This window comes from Nostoc sp. DSM 114161, from assembly GCF_052692665.1.
The window spans coordinates 8,550,731-8,568,974 of sequence record NZ_CP195141.1; the positions used below are offsets into that span (position 1 = coordinate 8,550,731).

The 18,244-nt window shown below is 39.5% G+C and carries 19 protein-coding genes; 3 read left to right on the plus strand and 16 right to left on the minus strand.

Features of this window, described 5'->3' with window-relative positions:
* Window positions 1-4: 4 nt before the first annotated feature.
* The 5 genes from NSTC745_RS35730 to NSTC745_RS35750 all read right to left on the minus strand — a co-directional run bounded on the left by NSTC745_RS35730 (window position 5) and on the right by NSTC745_RS35750 (window position 3,820).
* A complete protein-coding gene (locus NSTC745_RS35730; protein ID WP_445638770.1) occupies window positions 5-373 on the minus strand; it encodes a pentapeptide repeat-containing protein in 369 nt (122 codons plus the stop codon).
* Complete coding sequence (locus tag NSTC745_RS35735; RefSeq protein WP_445638771.1) at window positions 363-677, minus strand: hypothetical protein; 315 nt, start codon at window positions 675-677, stop codon at window positions 363-365. The genes NSTC745_RS35730 and NSTC745_RS35735 overlap by 11 nt, the downstream gene beginning before the upstream one ends.
* 222 nt (window positions 678-899) lie before the next feature.
* Window positions 900-1,436 carry a hypothetical protein gene (locus NSTC745_RS35740; protein WP_445635256.1) on the minus strand — a complete coding sequence of 179 codons (537 nt, stop codon included), beginning with the start codon at window positions 1,434-1,436 and terminating at the stop codon, window positions 900-902.
* A 263-nt stretch (window positions 1,437-1,699) separates the two neighbouring features.
* Entirely contained in the window at window positions 1,700-2,266 is a 567-nt protein-coding gene (locus NSTC745_RS35745) for a hypothetical protein (RefSeq protein WP_445635257.1), read from the minus strand.
* Window positions 2,267-2,467: 201 nt separating this feature from the next.
* On the minus strand, window positions 2,468-3,820 hold the full coding sequence (locus NSTC745_RS35750) for a helix-hairpin-helix domain-containing protein (RefSeq protein ID WP_445635258.1): 1,353 nt from the start codon (window positions 3,818-3,820) through the stop codon (window positions 2,468-2,470).
* A gap of 519 nt (window positions 3,821-4,339) precedes the next feature.
* Here NSTC745_RS35750 and gatA point away from each other — a divergent pair.
* Window positions 4,340-5,800: an Asp-tRNA(Asn)/Glu-tRNA(Gln) amidotransferase subunit GatA gene (gene gatA / locus NSTC745_RS35755; protein WP_445635259.1), complete on the plus strand. Its 1,461-nt coding sequence runs from the start codon at window positions 4,340-4,342 to the stop codon at window positions 5,798-5,800.
* 135 nt (window positions 5,801-5,935) lie between these two features.
* On the opposite strand, the gene NSTC745_RS35760 is transcribed toward gatA, so the two are convergent.
* Complete coding sequence (locus NSTC745_RS35760; RefSeq protein ID WP_445635260.1) at window positions 5,936-6,391, minus strand: helix-turn-helix domain-containing protein; 456 nt, start codon at window positions 6,389-6,391, stop codon at window positions 5,936-5,938.
* Window positions 6,392-6,590: 199 nt separating this feature from the next.
* Here NSTC745_RS35760 and NSTC745_RS35765 point away from each other — a divergent pair, with 199 nt between their 5' ends.
* A complete protein-coding gene (locus NSTC745_RS35765; RefSeq protein WP_445635261.1) occupies window positions 6,591-7,481 on the plus strand; it encodes an alpha/beta hydrolase in 891 nt (296 codons plus the stop codon).
* 500 nt (window positions 7,482-7,981) lie between these two features.
* Here NSTC745_RS35765 and NSTC745_RS35770 read toward each other — a convergent pair whose 3' ends face one another.
* Complete coding sequence (locus NSTC745_RS35770) at window positions 7,982-8,380, minus strand: TIGR02588 family protein (RefSeq protein WP_445635262.1); 399 nt, start codon at window positions 8,378-8,380, stop codon at window positions 7,982-7,984.
* Window positions 8,377-9,261, minus strand: coding sequence for a TIGR02587 family membrane protein (locus NSTC745_RS35775; RefSeq protein WP_445635263.1), 885 nt, complete (start codon window positions 9,259-9,261; stop codon window positions 8,377-8,379). The genes NSTC745_RS35770 and NSTC745_RS35775 overlap by 4 nt, the downstream gene beginning before the upstream one ends.
* A gap of 323 nt (window positions 9,262-9,584) precedes the next feature.
* Here NSTC745_RS35775 and NSTC745_RS35780 point away from each other — a divergent pair, with 323 nt between their 5' ends.
* Window positions 9,585-9,767, plus strand: coding sequence for a CsbD family protein (locus NSTC745_RS35780; protein ID WP_190956154.1), 183 nt, complete (start codon window positions 9,585-9,587; stop codon window positions 9,765-9,767).
* 159 nt (window positions 9,768-9,926) lie between these two features.
* Here NSTC745_RS35780 and NSTC745_RS35785 read toward each other — a convergent pair whose 3' ends face one another.
* The 8 genes from NSTC745_RS35785 to NSTC745_RS35820 all read right to left on the minus strand — a co-directional run bounded on the left by NSTC745_RS35785 (window position 9,927) and on the right by NSTC745_RS35820 (window position 18,014).
* On the minus strand, window positions 9,927-10,199 hold the full coding sequence (locus tag NSTC745_RS35785; protein WP_445638772.1) for a GlsB/YeaQ/YmgE family stress response membrane protein: 273 nt from the start codon (window positions 10,197-10,199) through the stop codon (window positions 9,927-9,929).
* Window positions 10,200-10,451: 252 nt separating this feature from the next.
* Window positions 10,452-11,003: an RNA 2'-phosphotransferase gene (locus NSTC745_RS35790; RefSeq protein WP_445638773.1), complete on the minus strand. Its 552-nt coding sequence runs from the start codon at window positions 11,001-11,003 to the stop codon at window positions 10,452-10,454.
* A 72-nt stretch (window positions 11,004-11,075) separates the two neighbouring features.
* Window positions 11,076-12,386, minus strand: coding sequence for an amino acid permease (locus NSTC745_RS35795; RefSeq protein WP_445638774.1), 1,311 nt, complete (start codon window positions 12,384-12,386; stop codon window positions 11,076-11,078).
* 184 nt (window positions 12,387-12,570) lie between these two features.
* Window positions 12,571-13,542 carry a threo-3-hydroxy-L-aspartate ammonia-lyase gene (locus tag NSTC745_RS35800; protein WP_445635264.1) on the minus strand — a complete coding sequence of 324 codons (972 nt, stop codon included), beginning with the start codon at window positions 13,540-13,542 and terminating at the stop codon, window positions 12,571-12,573.
* Window positions 13,543-13,576: 34 nt separating this feature from the next.
* Entirely contained in the window at window positions 13,577-14,413 is an 837-nt protein-coding gene (locus NSTC745_RS35805; protein WP_445635265.1) for a GNAT family N-acetyltransferase, read from the minus strand.
* Between the two features lies 1 nt (window position 14,414).
* Entirely contained in the window at window positions 14,415-15,644 is a 1,230-nt protein-coding gene (locus NSTC745_RS35810) for an AAA family ATPase (protein WP_445635266.1), read from the minus strand.
* A gap of 210 nt (window positions 15,645-15,854) precedes the next feature.
* Window positions 15,855-16,667 carry an SDR family NAD(P)-dependent oxidoreductase gene (locus NSTC745_RS35815; RefSeq protein ID WP_445635267.1) on the minus strand — a complete coding sequence of 271 codons (813 nt, stop codon included), beginning with the start codon at window positions 16,665-16,667 and terminating at the stop codon, window positions 15,855-15,857.
* Between the two features lie 144 nt (window positions 16,668-16,811).
* The gene (locus NSTC745_RS35820) at window positions 16,812-18,014 is read right to left on the minus strand and encodes an AAA family ATPase (RefSeq protein WP_445635268.1); all 1,203 of its coding nucleotides are present in this window, start codon (window positions 18,012-18,014) and stop codon (window positions 16,812-16,814) included.
* Window positions 18,015-18,244: the final 230 nt, after the last annotated feature.

Here is an 18,244-nt window from a genome sequence, read left to right on the forward strand (position 1 = left end):
TTTTTCACATCTTCTGCATATTTTGGCTGATGGGGTCAAAACCTTTAGAAAAACGGGTACTCTCATCGTAGTAAGCACCAGTCAGATTTGCTCCATATAACTTGGCATGTTGGAGTTTAGCTCCCCGGAGATTCGCTTCATTGAGTTTGACACCGCTCAAATTCGCCCTAGTCAAATTCGCTCTGGCTAGGTTAGTTCTACTCAAATCTGCTCCCCAGAGTTTGGCTTTAGCTAAATTAGCTCCACTCAAGTCACATCCCCATAAATTAATTCCAGGTAAGTAGGCTCCAATAAACTTGTACCTACTTAAGTTGAGGGCTGGAAAATATCTCTCTCCTCCGGCATAACGCCTTTTCAATTCCTCAGCATCCATGCATGACATTGACCTTTTTCAGCAATATAGAAGTTATTTGTTCCCATTCTTGACTTAGCCCTCCTGCAAACTCTTGCTGGCCGCTGCGTTGATACCAGTAACGCGCATTATTCAAATCGCCCTCTTTGCGGTGCAGGTAAGCATGAACCCAAGCACTATCAGCATCGCTGGCATCTTGAACTATTTCATGAGCTTTGCTCCAATCGCCTTTCTTTTCATACCACATTGCTTGCAGCGCTTTTGGCAATGTCTGAGGACATGGGCGCTGTTTTTCCATCAATCGCAAGAATTCCTCGGTATTCACGATCGCCACCCAATAAAATCGAACTTCTATCTTTAAGATACTCCTCAGAGGGGCAGAGGTGCAGGGGGAGCAGGGGAGATGAGGGGATAGGGAAGTGTGGGGAGTGTGGGGAGTGTGGGGAGTGTGGGGAGTGTGGGGAGTGTGGGGGGAAAGATTTCTTCCCCATCCTCCCACACCTCCCACCCCTCCCACACTTCTTGTTTGCCCCATGCCCAGTCCCTTTTATATCCGCTTGACTGGAATAACTTCAAACTCGAAAGTATTAATTAAACGGTCATCAACGTAGACTTCTATTTTATATTTACCAAGTGGATCGCCAGGAGCGATCGTCCAGAAATTCTCAATTGTGCCGTCGGGTGCAGACTGTGTGCGCCGCGTTACCGATGTTGTACCGTCTGCGGAAATTGAGAAGTTTTCACCGTTATCTGTACCCCAAGTTTCTGGAGGTTTTGGTAAACGCAAGACTTCACGCCATTTGACTTCACCTTGGTAATTTTTGAGTTTAATTCGCCATCCGTAGGCGTTTCCTTCCTGGAGTGGCACTGTTTTTGTCTTAAAAATGGTAACGTTACCTTTGGCGTCAACTCTTTTCAACCCAAACTCGGCGTTACTAACAGTAATCTTTTTCAAGCTTGTTGGCGTAGGAAATTGTGCGGCATTTTGTACTACAACATAAGTAGCGCTGATTGGCTCAGAAGCTATGATGTCAAATAATAGCCAAGAAGAAGCTAGCACAGCAGTAGTAGCCCAAATTCTCATTTTTTGTGGTTTTCCTGTCAGACGTTTGGTACTTATTCCAGTAATCTGACATATTTTCCGGGCCAAAGATACTGATGATTGAACAAGGATAAAATTCTTTTTATTAGTTGGTTTGATTGAATACTAGTGTTAGCGATCGCAATTTAAAACTTAGACCCCTAACTTCTTTTATAAGTCGGGGGTCTTAACACTGGGAATATGAAATCAAATATGATTGCCATAGAGCAAACTTATATTGATAGAGAATGAATTTTCAGATGAAATTAATAATGTTTGCTTACTTCAATACCTTTTTCAACAGTATGATAACTTCTTCGCCATTTTTCCAAATGCTCTATAGATATTGATTTCGATATGACATTCACACCATTTCCTCGCCAAGCAACTTCTGGATCTGTTGTGAAGACTCCGCATTCTAATTGGTCTAGCCTAATATTCCAATATTCGCTAAATCGACCTTTTAAAGTAATGACTTGCTCAAATACTTTATTTCTGTGTTTATTTCTTCTTTTTCTTTCTGTTGCTCCTGTTGCTTCTGTATCGATAAACTTAGTTTCAATTAAAAACAGGCTGCCTTTATACGTTAGGTAAACAAAATCACATTTACCCAAATCGGTATAATCTGATATTGGTGATTTTTCAAACAACAATAATTCAGCGCATGAGGGAAACAAGTCTCTAATATTCAAAAATAAATAAGCCTGCAACAAGAGTTCCTTATCATAAGGAAACAACAGCACCCCTTCAAAAAATTTTTTAATGTCTTCCTGAGTTTGGGGTTGAATTCTTTTACAGTATGAGACAAATTTATGCAGGTCGTTGACGATCATCAAGTTATAACTCCTTCCCCCAGTCGCAGCCTCAAGGTTCATGGCATAAAAAGATACCACTTTCTTAAGAGAAATTTCATCCGCATAAGTAACGAAAAAAACTATTAAAATCCAAAATACTTAAGGCAATTTACTGTTGACAGTCGAGTAAAACTGCTAACTTTATGTACTTTCAGTACTGATGGACTTTTTACTTTAATATCAGCTACTAGTCAGCGATTTGATATGAGCAGGAAATCTAGCGTTTTGTAAAGCTTGAACAGCGATTCTAGAATCTTGTACGCAAAATTGCCAACCCAAGCGAACAAGTTTACGCGAATTTTCAGTTTGTATAACTCCAATTACTGGCATTTTTGCCTTTTCTTTGTCTGGTGAATGCTCTTGCAAAATTGTTTTCAATCGATGTAGTTCTTCAATATTAACTGCTTGCTGGGGATTTAATTCCACCATTACCATTTGAACTGTTTCTACTGGTTCTCCATCTTCAACGATAAATTGAGTTTGCTCGTCACGCCGATCTACTTTTCCCCAAATAATCAATCTGGTATCAACTTGGAGTAGGGAACTAATGCGTTCATAAGTTTTGGGAAAGACTACAGCTTCTACTTGTGTAGTTAGGTCTTCTATTTGCAAAATTGCCATCTGATCGCCTTTTTTGGTAACAACCTTTTTGACATTATTCAACATGACAACTGCACAAAGTCTTGTATCTTCCCTTTGCTCTCCAAGCTGTGAAAGATTAATTGGAGTCAAAAGTGGTACTATTTGCCGTAAAGATTTGAGTGGATGATCTGAGACATAAAAACCTAATAATTCTTTCTCCATCTGTAACTTCTTTTGTGGAGGAAAATCCGCCACAGGTTTAGCTTTAGGAGCAATTTCAAAGGCATTATTTACTCTTTTATTTTGAGTCTGAGAAAATCCATCGCCTAATAAGTCAAAGAGATTCCCTTGACCGCTGGCTCTATCTTTAGCACGAGATTGTGCCCAATCATATACTAATTCTAGGTCATGAATTAACTGTTGACGGTTAGGTTCAATTTTATCAAAGGCTCCACAGTATATGAGTGACTCTAAAGTGCGGCGGTTAACTGCACGTAAATCGACGCGATCGCAAAAATCAGCTAGAGATTTAAACTCTCCCGTCTCATTTCTGGCTGACAAAATACTAGCGATCGCATTTTGTCCCACATTACGCACGGCTGAAAATCCAAACAAAATCTTTCCTGCCGTCGGCGTAAAATCAATACCAGAACGATTAATATCTGGCGGATCTATGGGAATACCCATATTTGTACAGTTAGTAATGTATTTTTGTACCTTATCTGTATCGCCACTGTTCGCCGTCAACAGTGCCGCCATATATTCCAATGGGTAATTAGCTTTTAAATATGCTGTTTGATAAGTTACATAGCCGTAGGCAGTTGAATGGGATTTATTGAAGCAATTAGAAGCTATTAAACCGCTTTTAATCGCAAAATTATGGTCGCGTTCAACCCCAATATCATAGACATTTTGTCTGCCTATATATTTGCGTGTTAGTATTTTTACCATCCTACCCCCTCTCAAAACAAATTTTGCAACCAAAATTAATTAATTGATCGAATGATGAAATTTGTATATTTGGTATTACTGATAATACAACTCTTTAACGCTAGAAAACATTGCTATACTCTTACACAAAATTAATCACAATATATCAAAAGTTTAATAAACGAATAAATAAACAGTTAATAAGCAGATAATTGGTGTTTTTAAAGCTTATTAAACACATTTCAATACATATTAATCCGCTTAGTAAAGTATTTAGGCATAGGGCATTGGGCATTGGAAGACGACAAGCGGAAAGAATTGTTGCAATTTGTCTCCTTGTCTGTCCGAAGTTCCGTTCGTCGTTCGCGCAGCGTCTCGAAGAGAAGACGTTGGCGTTCGCGCAGCGTCTCCGACAGGAGAAGCCATCGCCGGAAGCCGGCGCTCAGACTTCTCTCCTTGTCTCACTATGCCCAATGCCCTACTCCCCAATCCATTCAATATGTACTAAAATCAAGGACTTGAGTCACAAAGAGAGCAATCATGGCATCCATCCGCGAGTTGCACGAACAGCTAGTAAAAAAAGAACGTTCTGCTGTTGAAATTACCCAAGAAGCTTTAGAGCGCATTCAAGCGTTAGAGCCAAAATTACACAGCTTTTTATGTGTGACGGCAGAACGGGCATTAGAGCAGGCGGGTACTGTGGATGCCAAAATCGCTGCGGGAGAACAAATTGGGCTGTTAGCAGGGATTCCTATAGGAATTAAGGACAATATGTGTACTAAGGGGATTCCTACTACCTGCGGTTCCCGGATTTTGGAAAATTTTGTACCACCTTATGAATCAACGGTGACACAAAAACTGGTAGATGCTGGGGCGGTGATGGTGGGTAAAACCAACTTAGATGAGTTTGCGATGGGTAGTTCCACAGAAAACTCCGCCTACCAAGTTACGGCTAACCCTTGGGATTTATCACGAGTTCCAGGTGGTTCTTCTGGTGGTTCCGCAGCGGCGGTAGCAGCCGAAGAATGTGTGGTTGCTCTCGGTTCTGATACTGGCGGTTCGATTCGCCAACCTGCGTCTTTTTGCGGTGTTGTGGGAATGAAACCGACTTATGGTTTAGTTTCGCGTTATGGTTTGGTGGCTTATGCTTCGTCTTTAGATCAAATCGGGCCATTTGGAAACACAGTAGAAGATACTGCGATATTATTGAATGCGATCGCAGGTTACGATCCCAAAGATTCCACTAGCCTCAAAGTTCCCATTCCCGACTACGCTGCTAGCTTCAAACCGGACTTTAAACCAAGAGGTCAGCTCAGAATTGGCATCATCAAAGAAACTTTTGGCGAAGGTCTAGATTCTGTTGTCGAACAAGCTGTTACTAAAGCAGTTGACCAACTACAAAGTTTGGGAGCAGAAATTCATATAATTTCCTGTCCTCGCTTTCGCTACGGCTTACCTACTTACTACATCATCGCCCCATCGGAAGCATCAGCTAACCTAGCTCGTTACGATGGCGTTAAATACGGTTACCGGGCTGCTGATGCCGATAATCTGCTATCGATGTACACTCGTACCCGTGCTACCGGCTTTGGCACAGAAGTCAAACGCCGGATTATGATCGGTACTTACGCGCTTTCCGCTGGCTATTACGACGCCTATTATTTGAAGGCTCAAAAAGTCCGCACATTGATTAAGCAAGACTTTGAAAGGGCTTTTGGTAAGGTTGATGTGTTAGTTTGTCCCACATCTCCCACTACAGCATTCAAAGCAGGGGAAAAAACTACTGACCCCTTAAGTATGTATTTAAATGACTTAATGACTATTCCCGTTAATCTTGCTGGGTTACCTAGCATAAGTCTGCCATGTGGTTTTGACGACCAAGGGTTACCCGTAGGATTACAGCTAATTGGTAATGTGTTAAGAGAAGACCAACTTTTTCAAGTAGCTCATGCTTATGAGCAATCCACTAATTGGCATCTGCGTAAACCGCAAATATCTTAATGGGCATGGGGCATGAGGCAGGGGAAAAGGTTAAAAGTTAAAGGGAAAAGGAATAAATTTAATCTTTCCCCTTTTCCCCGGTTGGTGAGCTTGTCGAACCATACCCTTTTCCCTTTCCCCATACGCTGTTTGCCCTCACTGATTACTAACTAGCGACTGCCCATCGTTATCTTCTGGAATCACTGATTCAGCTGTAAGGCGTGGATTAAGTGTATGGAGAAGACCAGCAGATGCACTTACTAATAATAAAATATAGGTCACAACAAGAGGTATGTATGTATTTCGTTTTTTATCTAAATTCTTATGAGTATTTTTAGAGTCTTTGCGAACAACATTGATTATCAGCATATGCGATAAAGCATTTCCATCTAGCCCTAAGGCATCTCCATAACGACGGATAAATCCTTGAAGAAAAATAGGCTCTGGCAGTTCTTCAAATCGCTCATGTTCTAATGCTTCCAAAACGCCTAATCGAATCATTGTTTTTTCACTTATTTCTTCGATGGCTATGGATTTTTGTTGTCTTACTTGTCGCAAGTGTGTGCTTATTTCCTTTAGTTGCTCTAGTTGAGCTTCGTTTAAGGGTGTCACAGTCTTCTCCTGGTATGGGCTAATTCTACTTTCATTGATGAAGACTTAAACTTGCATACGTAAATTTACTAAATATTTGATTTTCAGATAAAATTTTTTCATTATGGCTTAATTGTTCATTTTAAGATGCTAAAGCAGTTGTGGTAAGTATTTATCCTGTTATAATAAGCACTCAAAAAACAAATATTTTCAGACTTAAATGAATTATAACCTGCAATTTATAATACCAGTATTTATACGATTGCTACTTTGGGCTGGGATAATTACAATCTTTACCTACTTGGGTATCTGTCTATTCCTTTTTATTAGCCAAACTCGATTCATCTTCTTTCCCACTGCTGTGATTGAAAAGACACCAGAGTTTTTTAATCTCGCTTACGAAGAAGTTTGGTTACCTGTAGCTGTTAAAACAGGTAAGGTAGAGCACATTTATGGTTGGTGGATAAAAACCAAGCAACCAAATGCCAAGGTGTTGCTATATTTGCACGGTAACGGTATTAATATTGGTGCAAACATAGCTCATGCCAATCGATTTTATCAGTTAGGATTTTCGGTATTGCTGATTGATTATCGGGGTTATGGCCGCAGTGAAGGTTGTTTTCCCAATGAAAAGCAGGTTTATGAGGATGCAGCCACAGCTTGGAATTACTTGGTACAACAACAAATTCCACCCAAGCAAATTTTTATTTATGGTCATTCTTTGGGGGGTGCAATCGCCATTGATTTAGCAGTGAAACACCCACAAGCTGCTGGTCTAATCGTGGAAAGCTCTTTTACATCCATTGGCGATTTGATTGCTTATCGAAAAAAGTTTGGGATGTTTCCTGTAGATTTAATTTTGACACAGCGATTTGAATCAATTAAAAAATTGCCAAACTTAAAAGTGCCTGTTTTATTCATTCATGGTGTTGCCGATTTGGCTGTGCCTTCTTTCATGAGCCAAAAACTTTATGCTGCTGCTCCCGAACCAAAGCAATTATTTTTAGTTCCAACTGCGGAGCATAACGATACCGCATTAGTCGCAGGTTCACAATATTTGCAATGGGTAGAGTCTTTTGTAGAACAAGTCTTAACAGTAGATAAATTATAACTTCTAATATCAAGTTCGGATGATTAGTTATGATTGCAGTCCTGGCGTTACCCCTCCCCAACCCTCCCCTTAGCAAGGGGAGGGTGCCGTAAGGCGGGTGGGGTGTTTCAGAATTTATAAGTAATTAAGCGAACTTGATATAATAGAGTTTTAGATTTTAGATTAGGATTATTTTAGTGCATCTGGCTTGATGCGATCGCGTTTACAGCGCTTTTCATTTGGATGAAATACATGCTTGAATACTAAATTATCGTAAGGGCACAACAATGTTGTGCCCCTACTGTGGTCTATTCAACTGCAAGTTGCTGTAATATAAAGTCTCGTTAAACACTTATATTATTTGTAGCAGTTCGTCAAATTTAAAACCTTAGGTTCCAAAAATTTAGACAATCCAAAATAAAATTATTTTGATAATTACTCAACCTAGCAAATTAAGCTTGCCGCGCTACTACGAATCTAAGATTCTGAATTCTGAATTCTGACTCCTGAATTCTCTTGCATTATGGCAATTTATAACTACCAATACGCAGATTTAATTTACCTTTGCTGGGGTTTTGGCTGAATACAAATGCACCTTCTTCTGTTTCTCGACTAGATAAAAAGTCAATTTGTTGTTCTCCTGATTCTGCAACTTCGCCATCAATTACTAACTCAGCAATAATTTGAACTGACTCGGCTGTACCTCCTCCAGTATTTGCGACTTCAAAAGGTACATAAAATTGCCCATTAATTTCGCGGATTGTCTCTTTTTTACTGACAGAAATAATAGGAGGTTGGTTTTTTTCGTTTAGCCAAGTGTAGACTACTAAACTGACAATGATGGCTAGGATAAACGAGGCAATAGTGAATGTTACCCACTCAGCAAAGGAACGCTTTGGTTTTTCTTCTGTTTTAGTCATATCGCTAACCTACCAGCTGCACCGCCAATGGTTGCAGGTAAACCTAACATTAAGGTGTGGTCTAACCACATTGTCCAGGGGTCGCTAAGAGTCAACTTTTGAAAGAACCACAGCATAAAAGCACCTGCTAGTAGTGATACTAGATAAGACATGATGGTTTCGCTAGATGGCCTTTGAAAAATTCCTTTCTGCTGTCTTCGCTTTCGCTGGTCAGAAAAACCTGCCTGAAATACGATGCCATAAGAAATCAGTAAAGATGCAGCGATAATTGCTAATTCCCAAAGCGGTGAAGCGGCGGCGGCTAACATGGTAATTTCATCTGTTGGGGCAATGTTAAATGCAATGACGATCGCACCAATTAAGGTTGCACCTATATCTGCTAAGGTAGCGTCTATTTCATTCTCATTTTTCTTCGCTTCATCATCTTTTGCAGGCGGTGTTTCCTTGCCATCGGCGTTTCTAGTATCTCCCAAAAACTGGTTGGCTAATGCTACGCCAAGAGTAAAAGGTACGCTTTCAAAGATAATTTTACCTAAAGATTCTCTTAGGGAGGTTTCTAGTGTCAATTCTCGCAATAATAGCAGCACAAAGGTAGAGCAAGTTATTCCGATCGCTATTGCTTCTACCGTATCCATTGCGGCTTGTTGAGCTTGCCAAGTATATCTGCGTTTACGAAAACCTTCTGTTTGATTGAGCAAGAAAACCACAATAAACATCAGTGCGATCGCCATCATCATCAGTTGTGGTTTTGCCAGCGAGCCAATCCACCATACCTCCATTGTATACAGCAAAGGTATGCCAAATAAAAAACCTCCACACGCACCCCGAATGATGTCATTAATCTCACTTTTCCAGATGTTTTTATGACGTTTTGTTGCCACTCCTTGACTTTCCTTTTATTGAAATTAGCAAAGCGATATCTACATATCTAGGTTGTTAAGCAACATATAAATCAGCGATAGGGGCGTACAACTATACGCCCCTATATATCTATCTCCTGATTGCATTGTGCTTTTTCTTCAAGATATATAAGTTTTATTCATTGATTATTCATATTTTACACTAAATGCTGCTGCACCATCTGGTATCTATCTTAAGATACTAGACTTTATGTAACTTTTCTCTCCCTTGAAGGAAGTAAAAAACAATACATTACTAATAAATTTATTAGTAGCTTAATCAACTACAAGCCGGAGATAAAACCATGAGTGCCGAAAAAAGAATCGAAGCTACTGCAAAAAATATTGAAGGAAAAATTCAAGAGGTTGTGGGTGAATTAACTGGCAATCCTCAGGATAAAGTTGAAGGGCAAGCAAAGCAAGCCGAAGCTGAAGGTATTCACGTTGTAGAAAACATCAAAGATGAAATTAAGAAGGCTTTAAGCTAGTTTAGCTTCTGGAATGTCAACCGTAATTTTAGTGCTGATTTATTACAGGTAGTCTGACATTAATTACTCCACTAATTTTGGAAAGTGGAGTTTTTATATTGGGGCAAAATTGGCTAAAAGCTTGACTCCGATCGTAATTTTTGTAGCAATTTGATTCAATTAATAGCTGGCACGACCAGCCACTAAATTCCATATAAAGATAGCGATGATTGCACCAATTATGGCGACAATTATACCGGGGATGCTGAGGGATGCGGCAGCTAATTGAAATCTACCCGTCTCTAAAAGAGTAACTAAAATTCCGCCAATTACAGCACCTACGATACCTAATACCATAGTTGCAACGATTCCACCACCTTGACGGCCGGGATAGATAGCTTTTGCGATCGCTCCAGCTATCAAACCTAGAATTATCCAAGCAATAATGTTCAGCATAAATTAATCCATCAGAAAAGTTACTAACTAGCTTAGAAATTATAATACTGTTTTCCTTCTACCATAAGATATAGGTATTCAACTCAAGCTTCGTTAGCGTACTTTCTTTGAATCTAAGATTGTTAGCAAACAATAGCTAAGTTTTTGGCAATAAAAGTTACACTCTTATTGCTAACAATGAGCTATCGAGTAATTTGCTTGATTTTTGAACTTTATTTACTCCCGCATAGGAGTAGGGAATCGGCCTTTTTAAGTAGAAATTTTTTGTAGATATTCAGGTGGCACGCTATCCACTAACCAAACACCATTGTCAGAACAATAAAAAATGTAACCACCCTGATGCATTGCCGCAGCATCTACGATAAAAACTACAGGTTTCCCATGTCTTGCTCCCACGTTCTGGGCTGTAGCAATATCCTTCGATAAATGAACGTGGTGACGCGACATTTTGCAAAGTCCTGTTTTGAGGATTGACTCTACAGATTTGTGTCCCGTACCGTGATAAAGCCGATCTGGGGGGATAACAGGTTCTAATTGTAAATCGATTTCTACACTATGTCCTTGATTAGCACGAATCATAGTACCTGTAGAGTCAAAAGAAAAGCGTTGTTTCTCGTTAGATGCAACTACTAACTCTAATTCTTGGCGGCTAATGGGAAACTTGTTTTTTGCACAAGCTGTAAGTAGTTTATCAACAGCAACCCAACCACCAGGAGCAAGTTCAATTCCAATTGCATCTGGCGTGTGCCGCAGATATTTGCTGAGATATTTGCTGATTTTGATGAGTCGAGAATCACTCATTTGATTGCGGTTAGGATTATTGATACTACAGACTTGCATTTATATACTACATCACAATTTTAGCTGGTAGTTTTAATTTGTGTAAATTGACATAATTTGTCTAATCATGAGGACTAATGCCACTGCAATCATCGCAATCAGTGTCAACTTGCCGCCAGGAACGAGTGGTTGATGAATGCTGTTCGAGTTTTTTTGTTCTTGACGTTGCTTCCAAGTCATTAATGCTGGAATAATTCCACCTAAGACTGAGATACTGAATGTTCCTGTGTAATCTAGGGCAGTAAAAAAGATGCTGGGATTGAGGGTACCGAGAGTCATCGGAGGGAAAAGAACTAGCGAATAAAGGGGTAGGCGAGTAGATACTTTGCCCTGTGCAATGAGAAAAATATCTTTGAACAAATCCAACAATCCGTATACAAATCCAATAAATGATGTGACGATCGCAAACTCTGAAAACACCGATACTAGCACTCCTAACCATTCTCCTGCGCCACCGGCTCGTAAAATTTGTAGTGGGTCAAAAACAGTTTTGCCAACAGACGTGTTATTTACCAGATCGGGACTGACGCTGGCCAAAATTACAGCATTCCACGCCAAGAACATGATTAGGGGAATCAACGAACCAATCAAGATAGATCGACGAATTTTGCGGACATCTCCTTCAAGTTGCGTCACAACCACCGGTACAATGTTTTGATAAAACATTGCGACACACATAACTGAAACAGCACTACCAAGGGCGCTCCAGTTCTGAGTGAAGAATTGGCTACTCTTAACTTGCCCTCCTGCTAGTAATAAAAGTCCCAAAAAAGAAACAATGACAATTGCCACAAAGGCGCTGTTTAATTTCTCAATAAACTTTTCTCGCCCAACATACATTACACCACCAAAGATGAGTGTGAAAGCCGTTGTACCCACCCATGTTGGCAATAAGTTCTGCACGCCCCAAAGATTTGCGATCGCAGTTCCTAAAATCTCTCCGCCTTGGGTAATGTATGCTACCAACAGAGCATAGTGCATAAATAAATATGCGCTGCTAGCAATTCGCGCCCCCAACTTTCCCAGAGTCTTCTCAACGACTCCCAACAGGCCTATACTCGGCCGCCCTTCTAGACGCATGGTGTTTAAAGTCACCTCTGCAATCAGCAAACCTGAAATTAAAGCGTAGAGCCAAACAGCAACCAACCCAAATGTCGATGGCAAAATTCCTGAAGGCAGGGTGACAGCTGGTAGGGCGAGAATTCCAGCCCCGACCGTGGTTCCCGCAATCAGCGCTGTACTTCCCAATACACTACCTGGTTGATGATTGAGTTTATTTCCATCAAATTGAAGGTGAGAAAAGAACCGAGTTACTTGCTCTGAATCTTTGAGAACAGCCTTCATGAGGGTCATATTGAGTAATTGCACCTAAAATTAAGGAAACAATGTTAACATATGTAAATGATTTTAGCAAAAATCCTTGATTTACTATCTTTGGGCAAATTTTTAGAGAGAATTCAGAATTCATTCTGCGGTTTGATAGATTAAATTTTTACGTAAGCTTTACCCTCTTTACCCAGTCCCTTCATTAACGCTGAGAAAACAATTTACCAACTTGTGCCAAATCTACATTTCCACCGCTGATGATGACACCAATCTTGGCTTGTGGTGCTGTTACCACACCTTCGAGTAAGGCAGCGGCGGCGAGTACTCCAGTGGGTTCGACGACAATTTTCAGGCGTTCCCATAAGAAAAACATGGTACGAACGATCGCTTCTTCAGATACGGTTACCATATCATCGACGTAGCGCAGAACTAAGGGAAAAGTGATTTGGCCAAGGCTAGGAGTGCGGGCGCCGTCAGCTATGGTGTTAGGATTTTTGACAGTTTGCAGGGTTTTGCTGTGAAAGGAACGGGTGGCATCGTCGGCAAGTGCCGGTTCTATACCGATTACTTTACAATCAGGTAAAAGTGCTTTGGTGGCGATCGCACTACCGGAAAGTAAGCCACCACCACCGCAACAAACTAATAACAAATCCAATTCGCCAATTTCTTGAGTTAGTTCTAAAGCTGCTGTACCTTGTCCTGCAACTACATGGGGATGATTGTAAGGCGGAATCAGTGTCAGATGGCGATCGCTTGCTAAATTTTGGGCTAATTCTTCGCGGTTTGTTGTTTGGCGATCGTACAAAATTACCTCTGCACCATAACTGCGAGTGGCAGTTTGTTTGACAGCTGGTGCATCGTCAGGCATAACAATGGTGGTGGGGATATTTAATAGTTGTCCAGCTAAGGCGATGGCTTGGGCATGGTTTCCCGATGAATAAGCGAGAACGCCTGTTTGTTTTTGTGTTTGGGATAGTTGCGCTAAGGCGTTGTATGCACCTCGAAATTTAAATGAACCGGTGCGTTGAAAATTTTCGCACTTAAAAAATACTTGGCTATGAGTGCGATCGTTAATAATTCTAGAAGTCAGCACGGGTGTGCGATGGGAAATTCCCAAAAGTCGCGCTTGTGCTGCTTGGACATCGGTTATGCTAACTAAGCTATGTTGAGACATCGACGGCACTATTAAAGATTCTTGCTTTTTATTTTCAGACGAACGAGTAATTATGCCAATCACTCACTGGCTGGTAACCAATTTCTTGATATATATGATTGGATGTTGGATTTGCCAAATCCGTGAATAAAAAACAGAATTTATTTCCTCGATCTAGTAAAGTCTGACTCAAAGCTGCCACGCAAGCACTAGCGTAGCCTCTACGGCGATACTCTGGCGGTGTGTAAACTATACTAATCCGCGCACCATTGGGCGTGTTTCCAACATGACAAGCTATTGAAACTGGTACTTCATCCTGCCAAAGGTAAGCAGTACCTTGGTGCAAAACTCGTTGAACCCAGCGTTCTGCATCTGATTCAATCTCGCCCAAAGCTTCTAAAGAAAAGCTTTCATACCAATTTTTCAAAAGTTCTCCGTTTTTATCTCTGGCTAGACATAAATAACCTGCAACTTGAGAAATTGGTTTTACTTTTTCTAATTGGAAGATACGCAAGGCTAGTTTTAACTGGTAGGATTGACCAGTCAGCGAATGCCACGCCAGAATAAAAGCTTGTGCTTCATTTGTGGGAGCATTTACTCCTGGTAGTGATGGGTAGGAGATAGATAAATCTTGGGCGAGTAATTCTACTGCTTGAAAATCTTTTATTTGTGAGAGTAGCAATAGTCTAGGTGGTGTTCTCATCGCTACAGCCACAATATCTCCATTTTCTTCCACTGTTGCCAAATAAGGCTTTTCGTCAAAGCGTTCGGGATTTTCAATCAAGGTATGGCTAATTCCCAACAGTAAGTTATGTAGCCCTTCCTGATTCAGCAAGTAGTCTTTTACCCTGGCATAAAATTCAGTAGGATTTTGAAATTTATTAACTTTCATTCTAATTTTCTGAGGCTTCACTAGTAATAGTTGTGCTGCTCATTTGTTCTCGCAAAACTGCAACTTGAGATAGCATAATTTTCTCCATTACCCCGGTTTCTAGAGTTCCCATCCAGCGAATCATTGATGAGAGAAATAGTTCTTTTAGATATGCAAAAGAAAAGCCATCTGTCAGTGTAACTATATGATTTATAGCTTCGTAAGACAGCTGCATTACAGTTTTTAATTTCTGATTCCATAATGCTATGTAAGCTTGTCTAACTTCGATATCTGGTAATTCAAAGTGATATTTGCGGTCAAAGCGACTGGGGCGATCGCTAATTGCTGAATCTAAACGTTCTGGATGATTTGTAGTTGCAATGGTGACGATCCCTTCGTTCAAAGCAAAGCCATCCAATTCATTTAAAAAGAAAGAGCGATTTTCATCAGTCAACAGAGAATCGATATCTTCTAGTACCAAAATACAAGGTGCTGATTGCCTAGCTTGTTTGAATACTTTGCGAATATTTTCGCTATCAGTGTCATACTCAGACTTAAAGCTTTTCACGTACAAGCAAGGTTGTTGCATTTGATTAATCAATGCTTTTACTGTATGGGTTTTGCCATTTCCCGGCGAACCAATGAATAAAATACCCCGCTTCCAAGGTACACCATAAGCTGCGTAAGTTTCGCGGGATGCAAAGAATGTATTCAGGTCATCTTGAATATCTTGCTTGAGGTTACCCTGTAAAATCAGATTATCAAAAGTCGCACCCTTAATGGATTGAAATAAATCTTGGTTTTTTTCCCAATAACCATCTTCAAAGACTAAAACTTCATCACGGATTTCGGAATTCCAATCACAAACATCAACAAAAAATTTTTCAGCTATTTCTTTATTATCAGCCAAAATCCAGTAATATCGAGTTTTACAATAACCTTCTTGCCAACTCATTAATAAAATATCGAGTTTGTAACCTTGCCATGTAACTTCAAAACTGGCATTTTCGGTATGATTGTAAATTTCTTCCTCCATCCCATCCCAGTTAGTCGTAATCTGGTTATGGATAAAGATATTATCTTGAAGATTACAAAGGTTTACCGTAGCAAACTTCTCTAAATTAAATGTAGGATCGCTCCCTTCTACCAGTCCTTTATGCGGATAAATTGCTGCTAATTCCTGACTGATATGATAGGCGATCGCATTATTCGGTAGATTAAGTGCTTCTGTAATCAATTGTTGAATTTTCACAAGTATTTATTTCCCTGGTAAGTTTTGGTCTGCAAAGCCTCACACTCGTGTTTAGCTACAAGACCTCTAGTATCAATTCCAGAAAAAATCAAATATTTTAAATTTTGAAAACTTTTATATTAATATATTATTTAATATGGAAAAAATTAAAGATTCGCGTCACCCATCCGCGAATCTTTATTGCATCATCAAAAATTTTGAGATATCAAGCTACTTGTTCTTTTTCAGTTCGTGCATACTTCTGACGACTTTTGTAACTAAATTTCTGGGTGTAAATCTGACGCTTTGAGTTAAAATCTTATTTCTCATCCCAGGAATAACAACAGTTTTGTTTGTCATTAAACCACGATAGCCGATACTGGCAACGGTTTCTGTTTTCATCATTCTGTTAACGCTGGCAATTTTCGAGTCTTCCATTGCAGCTGTTTGCTGAAATTCAGAGGCCGTAGGCCCCGGACAAAGAACAGTCACGCTGACACCCGTACCTTCTAATTCATTAGCGATCGCTTCTGAAAATGATAATACATAAGCTTTAGTAGCGAAATAAACTGCCATGAGAGGCCCTGGTTGAAAAGCAGCGGCTGAGGCAACGTTTAATATTTTTCCATAATCCTGTTCGAGCATATCTTTGAGGAATAATTTAGTTAAATGAGTCAGACTCACTATATTTACCTGTAGCATTTTTAGTTCAGTGGTGAGGTCTGTTTCACTAAATGTTCCGTAAGTACCAAAACCAGCATTATTAATCAGTACATCAATTTTGATGGATGCTTGCTGTAGTTCTGTAAAAATTTCTTCTGGTGATGTTGGTCTAGATAAATCCTTAGCAAAAGTTTTGACAAAAATATTAAATTTTTTTGGCAATTCGCCTGCAATTTCAGTAAGTTTTTGTTCGTTCTTATCTACTAGAACAAGGTTATAATTATGGCGGGCAAAAATCTGGGTAAATTGGTAGCCTATTCCGCTAGCTGCTCCAGTAATCAAAGCAGTTTTTTGGTGTTGATTTTTTGATGTTGTATTCATTAAAGCTGCAAATTTGAGTTAATTAATTGAAGTGTAGTAAGATCCAAACGAGTATATTATTATCAAATATAAAAATATGTATCTATATAAACAAGATCCCCGACTTCTTTAAGAAGTCGGGGATTTGAGGTATAAAAAATGAATTTACACAAATAGTTGCGTAAACTCATACATTAAATCCACCCTACCTTTCCGTAACATAGCTGGATCTAATCTTTCAGTTGTGTTGCAAGTCATTAAAACAACTAACCTTTGCTGCATTTGAATACCAGAGTCATCAATTACACTTTGATATAAAGTACCATCCAGCAAACTTAGAATGTGTTCGGTTTTGTTATTGTATTGCGCTACTTCAGATGCACGATTTTGCGCTAAATTATCAGCTTCGTTAATGACAATACAAATTCGTTCTAGGTAAGTGGGTGGGACAAAGTTAGCGATCGCATCATGATCTAAAATGAAAATTACAAAACCTAAAGGTACGAGAATTTCTTTTGCTACTGCTTGTGTCCAAGCTGTTTTACCCGTTCCTGGTTCTCCATGTACAAGAACTGCTAACTGATTTTGATTGAGAATTGTTTGCTGTACAGAATCGGTAAAGTTTTGGATATCTTCTGGAAATGTGCGAATGGGAAATTGGCTGTGAACTTTGCCTACACGACTTTGATATCCACTCAGCATCACTGCTAAGTCGTAAGTTGCTTTGTTAATTAATGGCGCTAAATTTCTCGCCATTAAAGTATATTGTCGTCGTCCGCGATCGTAAGGATCGATTTGCAACCAAACGTCATATTCAGACCAGTAAGCATAAACAGTATTGATAACATCTAATCTTTCCCAACTAAAAAACTTTTCTACAGGAAAGTAAAAATCTCTTTCTGAGTAATATTGGGTAATAATATCAGGACGAGCTAATAAATGTAAAACACGCAATACAGTAATTTCTTGCAATCGATTCAAAACATAATCAATGGGAATGCTGCTGCGACTGACAAATTGAACTATTGGTGTTTCCGTACTCAAAACATCTTTGTAACGATGATCTGGTGATTGAGGATCTGGTGTGATGTAATTCCAAAATTTTTCAATTTCGTAACGCGTATTATCAGAGACAACATTTAATAAATTTGCCCACCAAGCATAATTATGTCGTCCCAAAATATCAGCAAAATTACTTGCTAAATTCAAAGTTTTTTGGCTTAATTCGCGTGAGTCATGAGATAATAAATGCCATAAAAAGCCCCAGTCTAATTCTCGGTGAAACGGCCGCCAACCGCTAGCAAGTAAGCTTTGACGAGTATTATTCGCAGGGCTGCCATCATTGCTTCTATAATAGTCAAAATCCATATTTATCTAGTTATGTAGCGTTATTGAGTTATGTTGTGCTGAACTAGGAGATTTTGAAAAAATTCTCTCGTAATATCAACTAATTGCGTACAAATGTTAAGTTTATTTTCACCGTGCTGTACTGGCTAGCAAGTCTTCTTAATGTAACTCATATTATATGTATTATACTATAATACATATAAACTACCTGTGTCAATTGATTTTAGCAAGTAATTGGTAAATAGGAAGCT